General features: G+C 70.1%; 15 protein-coding genes. 10 read left to right on the forward strand and 5 right to left on the reverse strand.

The window, feature by feature from the left end:
- Positions 1–45 precede the first annotated feature (45 nt).
- Positions 46–975 (reverse strand): BTAD domain-containing putative transcriptional regulator, encoded by a 930-nt coding sequence (locus DFR72_RS10660; protein ID WP_170176203.1) that lies wholly within the window; start codon positions 973–975, stop codon positions 46–48.
- Between the two features lie 162 nt (positions 976–1,137).
- Between DFR72_RS10660 and DFR72_RS45440 the strand changes: the two genes are divergently transcribed.
- The 4 genes from DFR72_RS45440 (at position 1,138) to DFR72_RS10680 (ending at position 5,918) form a co-directional block, all read left to right on the forward strand.
- Positions 1,138–1,734: a hypothetical protein gene (locus DFR72_RS45440; protein ID WP_170176204.1), complete on the forward strand. Its 597-nt coding sequence runs from the start codon at positions 1,138–1,140 to the stop codon at positions 1,732–1,734.
- Between the two features lie 55 nt (positions 1,735–1,789).
- Positions 1,790–2,398, forward strand: a complete 609-nt coding sequence (locus tag DFR72_RS10670; protein WP_090062958.1) for a hypothetical protein — start codon at positions 1,790–1,792, stop codon at positions 2,396–2,398.
- 272 nt (positions 2,399–2,670) lie between these two features.
- Entirely contained in the window at positions 2,671–4,167 is a 1,497-nt protein-coding gene (locus DFR72_RS10675) for an ABC transporter substrate-binding protein (protein WP_090062957.1), read from the forward strand.
- Positions 4,167–5,918 carry an ABC transporter permease subunit gene (locus tag DFR72_RS10680; protein ID WP_090062955.1) on the forward strand — a complete coding sequence of 584 codons (1,752 nt, stop codon included), beginning with the start codon at positions 4,167–4,169 and terminating at the stop codon, positions 5,916–5,918. The genes DFR72_RS10675 and DFR72_RS10680 overlap by 1 nt, the downstream gene beginning before the upstream one ends.
- A gap of 80 nt (positions 5,919–5,998) precedes the next feature.
- Here DFR72_RS10680 and DFR72_RS10685 read toward each other — a convergent pair whose 3' ends face one another.
- The 3 genes from DFR72_RS10685 to DFR72_RS10695 all read right to left on the reverse strand — a co-directional run bounded on the left by DFR72_RS10685 (position 5,999) and on the right by DFR72_RS10695 (position 8,787).
- A complete protein-coding gene (locus DFR72_RS10685; RefSeq protein WP_143086581.1) occupies positions 5,999–7,030 on the reverse strand; it encodes a hypothetical protein in 1,032 nt (343 codons plus the stop codon).
- A 96-nt stretch (positions 7,031–7,126) separates the two neighbouring features.
- Positions 7,127–7,876: an SDR family oxidoreductase gene (locus tag DFR72_RS10690; RefSeq protein ID WP_090062952.1), complete on the reverse strand. Its 750-nt coding sequence runs from the start codon at positions 7,874–7,876 to the stop codon at positions 7,127–7,129.
- Positions 7,873–8,787 (reverse strand): helix-turn-helix transcriptional regulator, encoded by a 915-nt coding sequence (locus tag DFR72_RS10695; protein WP_090062950.1) that lies wholly within the window; start codon positions 8,785–8,787, stop codon positions 7,873–7,875. The genes DFR72_RS10690 and DFR72_RS10695 overlap by 4 nt, the downstream gene beginning before the upstream one ends.
- A gap of 219 nt (positions 8,788–9,006) precedes the next feature.
- On the opposite strand from DFR72_RS10695, the gene DFR72_RS10700 reads away from it, so the two are divergent.
- From DFR72_RS10700 to DFR72_RS10715, 4 genes are all read left to right on the forward strand, one after another.
- On the forward strand, positions 9,007–9,906 hold the full coding sequence (locus DFR72_RS10700) for a DUF1963 domain-containing protein (RefSeq protein WP_090062949.1): 900 nt from the start codon (positions 9,007–9,009) through the stop codon (positions 9,904–9,906).
- Between the two features lie 285 nt (positions 9,907–10,191).
- Complete coding sequence (locus tag DFR72_RS10705) at positions 10,192–11,433, forward strand: aminotransferase class I/II-fold pyridoxal phosphate-dependent enzyme (protein ID WP_090062947.1); 1,242 nt, start codon at positions 10,192–10,194, stop codon at positions 11,431–11,433.
- Entirely contained in the window at positions 11,430–12,836 is a 1,407-nt protein-coding gene (locus tag DFR72_RS10710; protein ID WP_090062946.1) for a cytochrome P450, read from the forward strand. The genes DFR72_RS10705 and DFR72_RS10710 overlap by 4 nt, the downstream gene beginning before the upstream one ends.
- Positions 12,837–12,864: 28 nt before the next feature.
- Positions 12,865–14,178, forward strand: a complete 1,314-nt coding sequence (locus DFR72_RS10715; protein WP_090062944.1) for a glycosyltransferase — start codon at positions 12,865–12,867, stop codon at positions 14,176–14,178.
- Here DFR72_RS10715 and DFR72_RS10720 read toward each other — a convergent pair.
- Positions 14,132–15,307: an epoxide hydrolase family protein gene (locus DFR72_RS10720; protein WP_090062943.1), complete on the reverse strand. Its 1,176-nt coding sequence runs from the start codon at positions 15,305–15,307 to the stop codon at positions 14,132–14,134. The genes DFR72_RS10715 and DFR72_RS10720 overlap by 47 nt on opposite strands.
- A gap of 104 nt (positions 15,308–15,411) precedes the next feature.
- Here DFR72_RS10720 and DFR72_RS10725 point away from each other — a divergent pair, with 104 nt between their 5' ends.
- Together DFR72_RS10725 and DFR72_RS10730 are read left to right on the forward strand one after the other, a co-directional pair.
- Positions 15,412–16,041, forward strand: a complete 630-nt coding sequence (locus DFR72_RS10725) for a TetR/AcrR family transcriptional regulator (RefSeq protein WP_211335378.1) — start codon at positions 15,412–15,414, stop codon at positions 16,039–16,041.
- On the forward strand, positions 16,038–16,445 hold the full coding sequence (locus DFR72_RS10730; RefSeq protein WP_245982770.1) for a PPOX class F420-dependent oxidoreductase: 408 nt from the start codon (positions 16,038–16,040) through the stop codon (positions 16,443–16,445). The genes DFR72_RS10725 and DFR72_RS10730 overlap by 4 nt, the downstream gene beginning before the upstream one ends.
- The last annotated feature ends 126 nt before the right edge of the window (positions 16,446–16,571 follow it).

The following is a 16,571-nucleotide window of genomic DNA, read 5'->3' on the forward strand; positions in this document are numbered from 1 at the left end:
CAGATCACCGCGAGCGCGACGCCGTGCCGTGGGGGTCGGCCTCGATCAGCGCTTCGGCCGCAGCAGCGGAGCCTCCTGCCGCAGCACCGACTCGTGTGCGCGTTTCAGCGCAGGTCCGGGGAGCAGCCCCAGATCGCGGTCGAGCCGGTCGCGGATCCGCTGGTAGGCGAAGATCGCGTCGGCCTGCCTGCCGTTGCTCGCCAGGACGAGGATCAGCCGCGCGTGCAGTTCCTCGTGCCAAGGCTCGCTTTCGGCCAGGTCGGCGAGCCACGGCAGGACACCGGCCCCGCAGTCGGCGAATGCCCGGTCCGCGAACGCCACGGTGGTCGCAATTCGCTGCTGTTGCAGAGAAAGCGCTCGCGAGTGCTGGCGCAACGCCTCGGGCAGGTCCGCGAGCACCGGGCCGCGCCACAGGCCGAGCGCGTCGACGAAGGCTCGGAGGTCACCGCCGTTGCGGGCCCTGGCGGACTGCTCGGCGAACCTGCACACGTCGACCTGGTCCAGATCGACGTTCAGCCGGTAGCCGGAGCTCAGTGTCTCGATCGCGGTGTCTCCCAGGTGCCGCCGCAGCCGCGACACGATCGCGTACAACAGCTCTCGGTGGGTCACGGGCGGCGCGTGTCCCCACAGAACGTCCACGATCTCCGCGTGGGACACGATCCCTGTGGGCTGCAACGCGAGCAGGCCGACCAGAGCGCGTTGCTGCGGTGATCTGATCAGCAGAACGCCGCCCCTGCGCACGACCAGCGGGCCCAGCAAGTCGATGGCGAGCGTTCTCGTCGCGGGTGGACCCAGCACGGCGAACAGCCGGCGCACTGACTCGTGCCGGGGCTGCACGACGTGGCCCAGTTCGATGTGGCGAATGGTCCGCACTGACACCCCGCTGAGCCGCGCCAGCTCGCTCTGGGTCAGTCCACTGTTCTTCCGCTGCTCGCGCAGCGCGGCCCTGAGTGCCGCAGCGTCGTACTCCGTCACCTTCGATCCCCCCAGACCGGCAACTCCGATTGCCCATCCTGCCCCAGGAACGCCCCGAAGCAACTGTTCCGCGCGGTACGGACGACCAACCTCGCGCCAACGTTCCGGCCAACCTCCCGTGGGTAGCGTCAGTCCGCGGAACCGACCACAGAAGGAGTTCGCTTGAAGACCTGGAAGATCACAGCGGCGCTCGTGATGGCCGCGGCCGTCATCGCCGGAACCGGACTGCCGGCATCGGCGAGCGAGTTCGGGGCACTGGGAACGCGGGTGACCGTGGTGCGGGACACCACCCTGTACGCGGCCCCCGGCCTCAGCACACCTCGCGTCGGCACGGCCTGGGCCGGAGACGACACGACCGCGTACTGCCGTCAGCAGGACAGCAACGGCCAGTTGATGGTCCTCGGCGCCAACCGCCCGGGACGCAACGGTGTGCAATGGGCCAACACCGCCGGCTTCCTCTGGCCGTACGACCTCTCCGGGGTTCCGACGAGCCTGCTCACCTGCACGGCGTTCGCCCCGTTCCAGGCGAGGATCGACACCGGCCTGTACTCCGCTCCCGGTCTGAGCACGCCGCGGACCGGCACGGTCTGGGCACAGGGGCGGTTGTTCGCGGTCTGCAAGACGCTCGACAGCAACGGCCGGCGCATGGTGCTGAGCGTCGGCGAGTCCGGCCGCACGGGCGTCCAGTGGGCCAACACGACGGGCTACGTCGCGGACATCGACATCGTGGGGTCGACCAACGCGGTGTCCGACTGCTGAACCAGTTGACCCGCGACGACATCACGACGTCCGACCACGAAGCCTTGGGGGCCGCATGAGGATCTGGAAGACCGCGACCGCGGTGACCGCACTGGCGGCGGCACTCACCGGCGTCCCGGCGCAGGCCGCGGCGGCACCCGAGCCGGGTGTGCTGGGGATCGGCAGGACCGTGTTCCCGATCCGGGACACCGGCCTGTACTCGGCTCCCGGCCTCAGCACTCCCCGATCCGGGACGGCGTGGGTGGGCAACGAGGTGGCCGCCCTCTGCACGGCGCGCGACAGCAACGGCGCCGTGATGGCGCTGGCCATCAACAAATCCGGGCGCAACGGCGTGCAGTGGTCCAACACCGCCGGCTACATCTGGCAGGCCGACTTCAGCGGCGACATGACCCTCCTGCTGTCCTGCGACTTCAACGACAGGTTCTACCCGCGGCGTGACGCCGCCATGTACTCAGGCCCCGGCTTGAGCACACCCAGGATCGGCACCGCGTGGTTCGATCGGCAGGTGATCGGGATGTGCAGGACCACCGACAACGTCGGCAACCGGATGGTGCTGAGCATTCAGGTCGCCGGTCAGAACGGCGTGCAGTGGGCCTACACCGCCGGCTACATCTGGGACGTTGACATCCAGGGCAACACCAGCGACCTGCTCAACTGCGTCTGATCCACTGCATGGCACGGTTCCCCGTCGCCACCGCCACCGCCCCGCCGGTGGCGGTGGCCTTGAGCCGTAGATCACCGGCGAGCCGTCTTTCTCATTGTTGCGGAGAACTCCGCCTGACGTCGTTGTGGGACGACGGTGTGACCGAACTCGTCGCCACCGACCTGATCGGCAGCAGGCGCCGTCACGTGACGTGCAACTCGTGCGCTAGATGCAAATGATTGTCATGAGCTAACGTCGCCGTGTCAACGCTCTCATGACGACAGGAAGCTCACATGCACCTCCGCGCGCCGCTGGCCGCCGTCGGACTGTCCGCCGTCTCGGTCCTCCTCGCCGGGTGCTTCGCCGCCGGGGCCGGGCAGACAGCCGGGTCGTCCGGAGAGAGCCGGATCAAGCTGGCCATGATGCAGCCGCCGCGTTCCGGCCTGTCGCCGTTCAGCGACGACGCGTTCAAGCTGTCCCGCTGGTCCACCGCGGAGACGCTGGTGACGCTGGACGGCAACGGCGACGCCCGCCCAGGGCTCGCCACCGAGTGGCGGCGCACCTCGGACACCGCCTGGGAGTTCACCGTCCGGCCGGGGGTGAGCTTTCACGACGGCAGCGTGCTGACGGCCGCGGTCGCCGCGAACACCCTCACCAGGTCGTCGAAGGCGGTGCCGAAGCCGCGCATCCTCGACGGCGTCGCGCTGACCGCGGCCGTGCAGGGTGAGAAACTGGTCGTCACCACCGGCACGCCCGATCCCTTGCTGCCGCAGCGTTTGTCGTCACCTCAACTGTCCATCCTGGCGGAGAGCGCGTACGCGGCGGACGGCAAGGCCACCCCGGTGGGCACCGGCAGCGGGCCGTTCCGGCTCGTGCAGGTCAACGGCACCACCAGCGCCACCCTCGACCGTTACGACGGCTACTGGGGTGACAAGGCGAAGGCCGCGGGCATCGACGTGTCGTTCGTGCCGGACGGCACCGCGCGCGCGGCGGCGATCCGCAGCGGCGAGGCGCACATCGCCGAAGCGGTTCCGGTGTCCCAGGCCGCGCTGCTCGACGCGCAGACCATCAGCGAGGTGCCGATGCCTCGCACCAACACGCTGTACCTCAACACCAAGTCCGGGCCGTTCGCCGATCACGCGCTGCGCGCCGCGGTCCGGGAGACGATCAACCGCGGCCAGGTCGTCAGCACCGTCTACGAGAACCGCGCCGACGTCGCCAAGGGACTGCTCGGCCCGGCGCTGCCGTGGACGGTCGAGGCCAGGAAGGAGCTGACCGGCGCCGTCGCCGCCGGCCGGGCGAACGGCGCCACGATCACGTTGGCGACCTTCACCGACCGTGCCGAGCTGCCCGAGGTCGCTTCCCTTGTGCAGCAGCAACTCCAGGACGCCGGCTTCAAGGTGGACCAGGTCGTGCGCGAGTACGCCCACATCGAGCAGGACATGCTGGCCGGCGAGTTCGACGCGTTCATCCTGTCCAGGGCGACCGTGCTCGACTCCGGTGACCCCGTCGCCTACCTGAAGTCGGACTTCACCTGCGGCGGCTCGTTCAACATCGCGCGGCTGTGCGACGAGAACGTCGACCAGGCCGTGCGCAGGGCCGAGGCCGCCGAAGCCGGCGACCAGCGTCGTGCGGCGATCCTCGAGGCCGAGGCGGCCGTGCTGCGGACCGACGCCGCCATCCCGATGCTGCACGAGCGGGTGATCCAGGGCGACGCCACGTCGGTCGCCGACTCGGTGAAGGACCCGCGCGAACGCGCGCTCATCACCTCCGCCACGCACGTGAAGTGATGACGGAGTCGTTGCGCGTCCTGGCTTCCCGGTTCGCCGCGCTCGCGCTGATCACCGCCGTGGTCGGCCTCCTGCCCTGGCTGTCCGGGCGTGATCCGGCGTTGTCGGTCCTGCGGGCGTTGTCGGCCGAGCAGGAGCCGACCCGGGAGGCCCTGGACGCGGTCCGCCGGCAGCTCGGCCTCGACGCCGGTCCTGTCACCGTGCTCACGCGCTGGGTGTCCGGACTGCTGCGAGGCGACCTGGGCCGGTCGTGGATCAACGGCGCCGAGGTGCTGCCGAGCGTCCTGTCCGGTCTCGGAGTCTCCGTGACGCTGATGAGCGCGGCACTGGTCGTCGTCCTCGTGGTGGCCTCGGCCCTGTGCCTGCCGACCCTGGTGCGAGGCGCTCGTGGCGACGCGACCGCCACGACCGGAGGTGCGGGCGCCGCACTGGCCGCGCTGCCGGAGTTCCTGCTCGCCGCGGTGCTGCTGGTGTCACTGTCGGTGTGGCTGGGCTGGTTCCCACCGTACGGCTGGGACGGTCCGCTCCACCTCGTGCTGCCTGCGCTCGCACTCGGCATTCCCGGGGGCGCCGTGCTGGGCACGCTGCTCAACGACGCGCTTCCGGCGGTCTTCCAGGAACCGTGGGTGGCGGTCTGGAGGTCGTGGGGCTGTACCCGCTCGGTTCTCGTCCGAGGAGCCCTCCGCCGTGCCCTGCCGCCGTTGCTGCCTCAAGCGGGCTTGGCGGTGGTCGGCCTGACCGGTGGCGCCGTGGCGGTGGAAGCGGTCTTCGCGGTACCCGGCATCGGACGCGCGGCGTTGGGAGCGGCCCGAGCGCAGGACGTGCCGATGCTGCAGGGATGCGTGCTCGCGCTTCTGCTGCTCGGCCTGCTGACCGGCTCGGTCGTCGCCGCAATCCGCCGGCGGATGCTGGGTCCCGCGCTGCGGGACGCCGCGCTGTCGTTGCCCCCGCATTCGCGGTGGGTGCCGAACAGACTGCACGTCGCCATTGCGCTGGGGGCCACCGCGCTGATGGCGTCGGTGATCGGATGGGGTCTGCTGCGGGACCCTCTGCGGATCAACGCCGCGGCCCGGCTGGCGTCGCCGACCTGGGCACATCCGCTGGGCACGGACGGCCTCGGTCGTGACGTCCTGGCACGGATCGCGCACGGCGCACCGTCGACGATCGGCGTCGCCGCCGCGGTCTGCGCCTGTTCGTACGTGGTCGCCCTGGCCGTCGGCTTCCTGCCGAACATCGCCCGCGGCACCGCGGAGGCGGCGAACGCGGTGCCGCCCGTGATCGCCGGCATCCTCGTCGCCGCGGTGCTGGGCCCCGGCACGTTCGGCGCCTCGCTGGCCGTCGCCCTGGTCTCGTGGCCCGCCCTCGCCGCGCACGCCGCCGCACTGGTGGAACAAACGCGTGCGGCCACCTACGTGAACGCCCACCGCGCGCTCGGCGCGTCACCGTCCCGCATCGAGCTCCGCCACGTGCTCCCGGCCGTCGCCGGTCCCGTCGCCCGCAACGCCGTCCTCCGGCTGCCCGGCATCGCACTGGCGTTGGCCTCACTGGGGTTCCTCGGCCTCGGAGCCCAGCCGCCCGCCCCGGAGTGGGGCCTGGTGCTCGCGGAGTCGCTGCCCTACGTCGAACGGGCGCCCTTGGCGGCGCTGAGCCCTGCGGTGATGCTGCTGCTCGTCGCCGTCCTCGCGATGTCGTTGTCCGCTCTGGCTTCCTGGAAGCACTTACTTCGTTCCCAGCGCAGACAGCCGGTCTGAACCGAGAGCCCGTCGGCTCGTCACGCCCGGAGCCCCGCCCAGGCCGGCGATGTCGAAGATGATGGGGGAATGCCGTCCGGTCAGGGTTTCTCCGGAGCCGTCGCCCAGCCTGCCCACCGCTCGTTCTGTTCGGTGACGGTGTAGTACTCGTAGACGTCGTCGTCGCGCGCCGCCCCGCACACGAGGTTCTTGCGGGACACGATGGTGTGGTTCAGACCGCCTTCCTGGGTCTCCCGGTCGAGGACGTACCGAGGCTGCAGCACCAGCGCGCGCAAACGCGACTGTTCCTTGACGTCCGTGACCCAGGCGCGGTGACAGTCGCCGCGTTCTGCCTCGGTGGCGACACGACGTTCGGCGAGCGGGGTGCGCAGCCGGTCGCCGCGGGCGTAGTGAGCGCGGAAGTGCAGGCGCAGCAGGGGTTTCGTGTACGGCACCGAGCGGGAGTGCTCGAACTGCGCACCGGGATCCACCCAGCCACGACCGATCGGAACGACCCTCGGGCAGTCGCGTGCTTCGGGTTCGGGGAGTTCGCTGTCGCTCTCGCAGAGGTAGAGCGCGGTCTGGAGGATCTCCGCGCGGACCTGGGAGGAGTTCTTCATCGTGACGGTGACGCGCCAGTGCCTGGAGTTGTCGACGGCGGTCACGAGGGCGGCGTTGAGCTGGGAGGTCACGCTGACCGCGTTCTGCGACGGCAGGTAGGACGTGCTCTGCCAGAACGCGAAGACGGGACCGACGGCGAGCACCGCGACCGCGGCGGTGCCCTTGCTCGCCTTCGGGATGACGAGCCGCCACTGCGGGAAGCTCCTCCAGAGCAGAATGCCGCCGAACACGAGAGCGGCGCCCGCGATAGCGACCACCGGCAGCTCCAGGTCCAATGACGAGAACGCCTGCAGCCCCACCGCGGACGCGAGCGACAGCGAAGCGGCCGCGGCGTAGGGGGTGACGCGCGTCCAGATCGAGCCGAGCACGAACCCGGCACAGCTCAGGACCGCCAGCAACGCGCATGCCACGTCGGCCAGCAGAGCCGGGCCGCTGACCGCGGCGACGGTGTCCTCCATGAGGAAGAGCACAGCGAGCGCGGCGCCAGGCGCGAGCAGGAACACTCTTCCCACGACTTCGAACACACGCTTCATTCCAGGCCATCGCGGCAGGCCAGTGCGTTGTTACCGTGCCTTCTGCCGTTCACCTTCCAGCCGCGTCACGTGTCGTCAGCTGTTGCGCAGGACGCGGTAGGCGAGCCGGGGTGAGAGCCGCATGAGCGTTCGAAGCAGGCGGACCTTGCCGATGTGGATCTCGTCGGAGTCGCGGCGGATGCCGGCGATCACCGCTGCGGCGGCGTCAGCGGCACTGATCTTGCCGCTGCCGCGCCCGAGGGTCATGTCGGTGTCGACCAGCGGCATCACCGCGTCGATCACCCGGACGTGGGGTGCGGAGTCCTGGCACTGGTAGCGCAGCGCACGGCTGAAGGTGCGCACCGCTGCTTTCGTGGCGCAGTAGACCGGCGCCGAGCGTTTCGGTGCCAGCGCGAGGCCGCTCGTGATCGTGACGATCGCCGCGGAAGGGTGCCGGCGCAGGTGGGGGAGCAGCCCGGTGGCGAGCGCGACGACGGCGTCGAGGTTGACGGCGATCTCGCGGCGGAGAACCGGCCGCAGCGCCGTGGGGTCGTCGGCGAAGAAGTCGGTGAGCGTCTGCACGCCGGCGTTGTTGATCACCACGGAGATGTCGGGATGCCGTTCGGCGACGTCGCGGACGAAGGTGTCGACCGCCGCCGGGTCGGCCAGGTCGACGGGCCAGGCGTGGACGAGGTCGCCGTGTTCGGCAGCCAGTGACGTGAGGTGGTCGCGGTCGCGCCCGACCGCCACCACCCGCGCGCCGCCCGCGACCAGTTGGCGGGTGAGCTCGCGGCCGATGCCGCGTGTCGCGCCCGTGACGAGAGCCGTGGTTCCGGTGAGGTTCATGCTCTTGTCTCCTTCGCCGGCTGGCGGGTGAACGCGGACCGGTAGGCGGCGGGTGTCATGGCGGTGCGGCGTTTGAACTCGCGGGTGAGGTGGGGCTGGTCGGCGTAGCCGCAGGCGAAGCCGACGATGCCGAGTGGGTGCGTGGTGTTCATGAGCAGGTCTGCGGCGGCGTCGGCACGGGCGGTGGCGAGCAGAGCGGTGAACCCGCCGGCGGGCTGCAGGGTGCGCTGGAGGGTGCGTGCCGACATGCCGAACCGTGCCGCCAGTTCGCGCAACGTCCAGCCGCGGGCGAGATCGCCCGTGAGGACGTGGCGTGCGCGCGAGGCCACATCGGTGCCGGCGACCTGCGCAGGCGCCTCTGGTGAACGTCCGGACCAGGCGAAACGCCAGAGCGCGGTGCCGCGACCGGCCTCAGGAGGCGTGAGAACGCCGTCGTCGTAGACCACCTGGTGGTGCGGTTCGAGCGTGACGACGACCCCGCGGGTGCCGATCGCCGTCATCAGCGCCGCCAGCACCCCGAGCACGAGCACGTCCTCGGCTGGCTCCGGCCGGGTTCCGGACCGTCCGACGTGCTCGGCGACGAGCTGATCAGCACCCGCCGCACGGACGACCACGCGATGACGGGAGTGGACGAAGCGCTCGAGCCGGCTCCACCGGTCGAACAGGTCGGAGGGCGTGCCGGCGGCCGTGAGGGCCGAGATGGCCGGATCGGGCGGTAGCTGTGGGAGGTACTGCCCGACGCGCAGCAGCGGGAGCAGGCCGTGCGTCCGCGTGACCTCCGTCAGCAGCCGGCGCTTCGCGGCGAGCGGCACGAGCGCGCCGGCCGGTGCGAGAGCCGGGACCGCGATTCCTTCCGCGGTGAGTGCGTGCCGCACCGCGGCGACCAGGACCGCGCTCGCGAACTCGTCCACCGTTCTCCTTCAGTTCCGATTGCCACGGGAGAACGCTAAGCCAGGTCGCGCGCTCGTGTCTTGAAGGATCGCGCCAGGCTTGAGGTGGGGTCGGATCCTGAGACAAGGCCGGCAGATCCACAATGGACTCTTCGTGCCCGGCCTCGTCGGGCTGGTGGTCCGTCTCATCTGGACCGGGGCTGTGGAAGCGCTTTCACCCTTCTGCGATCATGTTGCGCCATGGATCGCTACGAACAGTTCCGCAGCGCGGCAATCGATCGAGGCATTCCCGAGGACGAGGTCGGCAGGTTCGCCGAGCACCTCCGGTTCGCGGTGTGGGCGTGGCCGGGCGAGGACGGGGAGGAACCCGTCGGACAGATGGGTGGTCTTCCCCGCTTACCGGTGGGCGAGGAATGGCCGGGTGGCGGGTACCCGCTGCCGTTCATCGGTTCCGTCGACTGCGCGGCCTTGCCACGGGCCGAAGGGCTCGGTCTGCCGGCCGACGGATCGCTGTTGTTCTTCCTGCACCACGAGGAGGACATGGACGAACATCCCTCTCCCGCCAACTCACGGGTCCTGTACGTTCCCGCGGGCACGGAGACGGAGGTGGCGGCACCGCCGCCCGACCACGACTCCAGGACGTTCTTCTGCGAGGAAATCCCGTTCCTCATCCCCGAACAACGGATCACGGCGCGGGTGCGGCCGGAGCTGTCGGACTGGATCGAGGACCGCGACAGCCAGTTCGCGGCGGAAGACGTCAAACAGCTGGTCGACGAGCTGAAGCACATCGACCAGCTGTGCGGGGTCGTCGGCGAGCTCTGGCCGGAGGAGGGCGACCGCTACCGCAGCACGCTCCAGATCGGCGGGTACTGCCGCAACGTCGGCAGTTCGGACGACCCGCACTCGCAGATGTCCTTCGACAGCGTCCAGAACCGGCGGGCAGCGGGCACGGACCTGTCGGCCGATGAGCGGCGACGCCTGCAGCGCGAAGAACAGCACCGGCTGGTGCGGGAATGGCTGCCGCTCGCCCAGTTCCCCACGCAGAGCGACGTCTACTACGGGTGCTTCCTGCTCCGCGCCGAAGACCTGGCTGAGAAGCGCTTCGACCAGATGCGCTCCTACACGATGTTCACCGAGTAGGACCGGACGGCCGGCCGGGTCCAGGAGCCACGCGAAGTGCCTCCGGGGCCCGGTCTGGTGGCCGGCCGAGTCCCCATCGGTCAGCACTTCAGGCAATGGACCAAGCAGTCCCGCGACCGCCTGAAATAGACCCCTTGACTATTCCGGCCCATGCGGCCGATAAGAGGCGCTTGCAAGCTGTGTGATTACTGGGCAATGGGAGGAAGGTGGCGTTTCGTGTAATAGCTTCGGTTTCGTTAGCCGTGCGGGACTTCCAGCGGAGCAACGAACCAGGAGTGTTCGGCCATGGGCGAAACTGGCATCATCGGAGGCACCTCGAGCCTCGTTCGTGAACCCGTTGTGGACGCTTTCGCCGGTCTGCGGGCCCCGCGCCGCGCAGCCCAGGCACGTGCCATGGGCATGTACCCGTTCTTCAAGGCCATGGCCCGGCACAGCGGCGGCACCGTGGTCGTGGACGGCGAGCAGTACGTCCTCACCGGTTCCAACGACTACCTGGGTCTGACCCAGGACGAACGGGTGCGTCAGGCCGCGCGTGCCGCCGTGGACGACTTCGGCATGTCCTGTTCGGGATCGCGGTTCCTGACCGGCACTCTCGAGCTCCACGAGACCCTTGAGGCCGAACTGGCGGACTTCCTCGGAAAGGAGTCCGCACTGGTGTTCAGCGCCGGCTTCCTTTCGACCGCCTCGGCCGTTTCGACGCTGGGCGGACAGCGCAACGTCCTGTACTTCGACCGCGAGAACCACGCGAGTCTGATCGACGGTTCGCGGCTGAAGGCGAACCGCCCGCGACGCTTCGAGCACAACGACGCCGCTGATCTCGAGCGGCTCCTCAAAGAGGACGAAGGCCTGCCGGGCGGACGCGTCGTCTACACCGAAGGCGTCTTCTCGATGTCCGGCCACATCGGCGCGATCCCCGAGGTCGTGGAGGTCGCCCAGCGGTACGGCGCGCGGGTGGTGTGCGACGACGCGCACGCGACCGGCGTGCTCGGGCCGCGCGGCGAAGGGTCGCACGTCCACTTCGACCTGACTGACGACGTCGACGTCGTGGCGGGCACGTTCTCGAAGGCGTTCGCGTCGGTCGGCGGGTTCCTGGCCGGCACGGCCGACGTCATCGACTACGTCAAGCACACCGCGCGGCTGCTCATCTTCAGCACCGCTCTGCCCGCTCCGAACATCGCCGCCAGTCTCGCGGCGTTGCGCATCATCCGTTCCGAGCCCGAGCACCGCGAGCAGATGTGGTCCAAGGTCGACTTCATGCGCCAGAACCTCCTGGGTCTGGGCTTCGACCTGCTCGGCTCCAACAGCCCGATCATCCCCGTGCTCGTCGGGGACGAGAGCACCGCTTTCCAGTTCTGGCGCGGGTTGTGGGACGAGAAGGTCTTCGCCACGCCGGCCGTCCCTCCGGCCGTGCCCGACGGACGCAGCCTCATCCGCACCAGTTTCAACAGCGCCCACGCACCCGAGCACCTGGAACGCACGCTGGAGGCGTTCGAGAAGGTGGGTCGTGCGTTGCGGGTGATCTCTTGACGCGCCGCTTGTCGATCAGCACGGTGCCGGTGCCGCGCTGGCTGGAGTCGCGGGTGCTGCGCGGCGGAACCGCGCAGCCCGAGCACCTGGCCGCACCGCCGCCGGGCTCGGGGCTGCGGGCCGTTCCCGGTGACCCCGGCCTTCCCGTGGTCGGCCACGGGCTCGAGTGGATGCGGTACGGCCCGCAGTTCGAACGCGCCAGGGTGACGCGGTACGGACCGGTGTCGTGGATGAAGGCGTTCGGCATCAAGATGGCGATGGTAGGGGGCGCCGACGCCACCCAGGCCGTGCTCACCAACAAGGACAAGGCGTTCTCGCAGTCCGGGTGGAACCTGTTCTTCGACCCGTTCTTCCGGCGTGGCCTGCTGTTGCTCGACGACGAACACCTGCAGCACCGGCGGATCATGCAGCAGGCCTTCACCCGGCCCCGGCTCGCCGCCTACGCGGAGGTCGCCGGCCAGGTCGCCCGCGCGGGACTCGCCGACCTGCCGGCCCGGTTCGCCGTCCACCCGTTGATGGCCCGGCTCACCATGGACATCGGGTCGCAGGTGTTCATGGCGAGCGCCCCCGGCACGAACGAGCCGGTGCTGCGGGCGTTCAAGGCCGCGGTCGACGGCACCACCGCACTGGCACGGTTTCCCGTGCCGGGTGGGAAGTGGCAGGCGGGACTGCGCGGCAGGAGGATGCTCGAGGAACACTTCACGGCCGGCCTGCCCGCCAAACGGCACAGCGACGGCAGCGATCTGTTCTCGGTGCTTGCCTCCGCACGCGACGAGGACGGCCAGCGGTTCACCGACACCGAGGTCGTCGACCACATGATCTTCCTGATGCTGGCCGCGCTCGACACCTCGGCCACCACGGTGACGGCGGCGATGTACCACCTGGCCCGCCGGCCGGAGTGGCAGGAACGGGCCCGTGCCGAGTCCGTCGCCCTGGGGCCCGCACCGGACATCGACGGGCTCGACCGGCTGACCACGCTCGACCTGGTGGTGAAGGAGTCGCTGCGCCTGGTCGCGCCCCTGCCCACCTACGTGCGCAGGACGATCCGCGACGTCGACCTCACGGGCTACCACCTGCCGGCCGGCACGACCACGGTCGTCATGCCCGCCGCCAACCACTACGACCCGGCGTACTGGCGCGACCCCGACGCGTTCGACCCGGACCGGTTCGCCGAACCGCGCAGGGAGGACCGGGCACACCGGTTCGCGTGGCTGCCCTTCGGCGGTGGTGCGCACAAATGCATCGGGATGGTGCTGGGCTTCCTGGAGGTCAAGACGATCCTGCACGAGTTGTTGCTGCGCCACCGGTGGCGGCTGCCGGAGGGCTACCGGATGCGGTGGGACTGGTCGAACGCCCCGTTCCCGGTCGACGGTCTCCCCGTCCACCTCGACCGCAGCACCTGACGCGTCCGGCACTGCGAAGGAGGTTTCGATGAGAGTGGCGATACTCGCGCACGGTTCGCGAGGAGACATCCAGCCGATGGTGGCGCTCGGCGACGAACTGCGGCGCCGGGGGCACTCGGTGGTGATGACGGTGAACGAGAACCTCGCGGCGTGGGCCGCACGTGCCGGCATCGACGTCGTCCCGATGAAGCCGGACATGAGCGCGTTCCTGGGCTCCGACACAGCGCGGAACAACATGGCACGCGGGAAGGTCCTCACGTTCCTCAAGGCGTTGGGCTTGGAGGAACGCGAGGCGAACCGGTCGATCATCGACGCGTGCATCACCGCGGCCGAAGGCGCCGACCTGGTGATCTCGACGATCATGACCGCATACCGCGGCGAGTGCCTCGCGAAGGCGCTCGGTGTCCCGCACCGCACGTCCTCCCTCTATCCGGTCCTCGATGCGGGAAACCACGCGAGCTTCCTCTCACCTGTCCGCGACCTGCGACTGCGCTGGCTGAACCTGGCCAGCTGGCGCCTGCTGGACATCGGCTTCTGGCAGGAGAACAAACCGAACGTCGACGAGATGTGCGACGTGCTCGGCATCGCGAGGTTCAAGCGCCGCCCGCGCGTGGAGCTGATCCCGTCGGTGGCGATGTACAGCGGGGACGTCGCGTCGAGGCCGGAGGAATGGCACGAGCGGCACGAGATCGTCGGGTGGCAGGCACTCTCCGCCGACCTGCGGGCCCGCCTCGGCGAAGACGTGCCGCCCGGCCTGGACGCCTGGCTGGACGCCGGCAGCGCACCGATCTTCTTCGGCTTCGGCTCAACGCCGGTGGCCGACCCTTCGGCCATGTTGCACGACATCGCCCGGTTGACGCGAGAGCGGGGCGTACGGGGGCTGATCTGCGCCGGATGGAGCGATTTCGGTGCCGACGGCGCCGAGCTGCCGGACCACCTGCACCTCGCGAACAACGTCGACTTCGACGCGGTGCTGCCGAGGTGCCGGGCCGCCGTCCATCACGGCGGGTCTGGCACGACCGCGTCCGTCCTGCGCGCAGGACTGCCGTCCGTCATCGCCGGAGTGCTCGCCGACCAGGCCTACTGGGCGTGGCGCATCGAGAAGCTGGGTGCCGGCGTGCGCCTGCCGTTCCACAAGATCACGGCGGACCGGCTCGGCGCCGCCCTGGACGCGGCGCTGGAACGTACTGCCCAGGCGAAGGAACTCGGCGCACGGGTCTCGGCGAACACCGTGCGGACGACTGCCGCGGACGTCGTCGAGCGCTGGGCCGCGGAGCTGGGCATCCAGCCTGAGGTCACGACACCCGAAGCCCTCGGAAGGTCGTCCGGATCTGGCCGGTGAGGACGTCGGGCTGCTCCAGGGCGGCGAAGTGGCCTCCTCGCTCGAGCTGGTCGTAGTGCACCACCGTCTCGTAGCGCCGCTCGACCCAGCGCCGGGATGCCTGCACGGCCTCGCCGGGGAAGACGCTGAACCCGGCGGGGACGGGATTCGGTCGCCCCGCGGTCCCCGGCGCGGTGCCGGCCCGGCTTTCCTCCCAGTACAGGCGGGCGGAGGACGCCGCGGCGTTGGGGAGCCAGTAGAGCATGACGTCGTCGAGGATCTCGTCGCGGTCGATGACCTCTTCGGGGTTGCCGCCGCTGTCGGTGACGTCCTGGAAGAGCGTGTAGATCCAGGCGGCGAGTCCGGCGGGGGAGTCCGCGAGCGAGTAGCCGATCGTCTGCGGCCGGGTGGCCTGTTCCCGCGCGTACGCGCTGAGTTCGTCCTGGTAGCGCTGAGCGCGCGCGATCATCCGTTGCTCCTCCGCGGTCGCGGCGCTCAGCTCCTGCTCGGTGGGGAACACCAGTGGCAGGTTGAAGTGCACGCCCAGGCACCGCTCGGGTGCCTTGCGGGCGATCTGCTCGACGACGGCCGAACCCCAGTCACCGCCCTGGGCGAACCAGGTGTCGTGGCCCAGGCGCCGCATGAGGGTGATCCACGCGTCGGCGACGCGGGAGGTGTTCCAGCCGGTCGTCGTGGGCTTGCCGGAGAACCCGAAGCCCGGCATGGAGGGGATCACCACGTGGAACGCGTCGCGGGCGTCGCCGCCGTGTGCCACCGGATCGGTCAGCGGGCCGACCAGGTGCCGGAACTCCAGGACCGAGCCGGGCCAGCCGTGGCACAGCAGCAGCGGGACGGCGTCCGGCTCGGCCGACCGGACGTGCAGGAAGTGGACGTCGATCCCGTCGATGACGGTGCGGGACGAGCCGAGGTCGTTGATGACCTTCTCGGTGCGCCGCCAGTCGTAGCCGGTGGCCCAGTGGTCGCAGAGAGCGCGGACGCGGTCCAGCTGCGGACCCTGGCTCCCGTCCGGAACCGTCTCGCGGTCCGGCCACCGGGTGGCGGCCAGGCGGCTGCGCAGGTCCAGCAGTTCGGCGTCGGGGACGGCGATCGTGAACGGCTCGACCACGTCGTCGGCGGAAGGGGATGTCACTCGTGGCTCCTGGGGTCGTCGGAAGGGGAACGGTGCGAGCGTAGCCCATAAGTGGAAGAAATCTTCAACTTGGAATTTCTCTTCCACTTGTCTACTCTCGGCCTGTGACCGAAGCGCCTCCTCCTCTGCGTCGTGACGCCGAGCGCAATCGCCAGTTGTTGTTGCGCACGGCCTACGACCTCATGGCCTCGCAAGGGCTGGACGTCTCGTACGAGGACATCGCGCGGGCCGCCGGCACCGGGATGGGCACGATCTACCGGCGGTTCCCGCAACGGCAGGACCTGCTGGACGCCCTGTTCAGCGAGCACATCGACACGGTGATCGACTTGGCGGAGCAGGCTTCGCGCCACGACGACGCCTGGGCGGGGCTCACCTGGTTCCTCGAGCGGCAACTGGAGATCGAGGCGCAGAGCCGGGGGCTGGGGGAGCTGCTGCGCAGCCGCAACCAGGCCACCGCCCTGGTGCAGCGCGCGCACGAGCGGATGACCCCACTGGTGGCCGACCTCGTCGACCGGGCCGTCCGCGCGGGTCAGCTGCCGGCAGGGGCGACCCCCGCCGACTTCGCCGCGGTGCACGTGATGGTGGGCAGCGTCATGGACGCCTCCCGCGCTCACACCCCAGGGCTGTGGCGGCGCGCTCTGCGGATCGCGCTGGCGGGAGTGCGGCACGCCGACCTGTCCGGCGACCAGCCGGACGAGGCGGTCATCGACCGCTTCTACAACGACCAGACGTGAAGGCCGAGAACATGACAGCGCTGCCCGACGACCTGATCGCGGTCCTCAACGCCAAGTCCATCTGCTTCGTGACCACGCTCATGCCCGACGGGTCGCCGCAGATCTCCCAGACCTGGGCGGGCACCGACGGTGAACACGTGCTCATCAACACCGTGGACACCCACCAGAAGACCCGCAACCTCCAGCGCGATCCCCGCATCGCCATCGGCATCGCCGACCCGGCGGCGCCTTCGCGGTACTGGGCTCTGCGCGGCAGCGTCGTGGCCATGACGACCGAGGGCGCCCGTGAGCACATCGACGAGCTGTCCCAGAAGTACATCGGCCGGCCCTACCCCGGTTTCGGCGGCGGTCCGCAGCAGCGGGTCCTGCTCACCATCGAGGTCGACCGGGTGCACACGCCCTGACCGGCAGCGCGGGCCTGGCGTGCGTGCAGGACGGACTTCACCGCAGCCGGTGTGACTTCGAGCCGGAGCTGTATCTCCGCCGGGGTGCCGATGACTTCTCAGGTGGAGGTCACGGCAGCTCCGGGG

This window comes from Lentzea flaviverrucosa (genome assembly GCF_003350445.1).
GTDB classification, from domain to species: Bacteria; Actinomycetota; Actinomycetes; order Mycobacteriales; family Pseudonocardiaceae; genus Lentzea; species Lentzea californiensis.

Excerpts from the sequence above, each read along its gene's own strand:
- DFR72_RS10670 (WP_090062958.1), top strand. The coding sequence starts at position 1,790 with ATGAGGATCTGGAAGACCGCGACCGCGGTGACCGCACTGGCGGCGGCA.
- DFR72_RS10675 (WP_090062957.1), top strand. The coding sequence starts at position 2,671 with ATGCACCTCCGCGCGCCGCTGGCCGCCGTCGGACTGTCCGCCGTCTCG.
- DFR72_RS10680 (WP_090062955.1), top strand. The coding sequence starts at position 4,167 with ATGACGGAGTCGTTGCGCGTCCTGGCTTCCCGGTTCGCCGCGCTCGCG.
- DFR72_RS10690 (WP_090062952.1), bottom strand. The coding sequence starts at position 7,876 with ATGAACCTCACCGGAACCACGGCTCTCGTCACGGGCGCGACACGCGGC.
- DFR72_RS10700 (WP_090062949.1), top strand. The coding sequence starts at position 9,007 with ATGGATCGCTACGAACAGTTCCGCAGCGCGGCAATCGATCGAGGCATT.
- DFR72_RS10705 (WP_090062947.1), top strand. The coding sequence starts at position 10,192 with ATGGGCGAAACTGGCATCATCGGAGGCACCTCGAGCCTCGTTCGTGAA.
- DFR72_RS10715 (WP_090062944.1), top strand. The coding sequence starts at position 12,865 with ATGAGAGTGGCGATACTCGCGCACGGTTCGCGAGGAGACATCCAGCCG.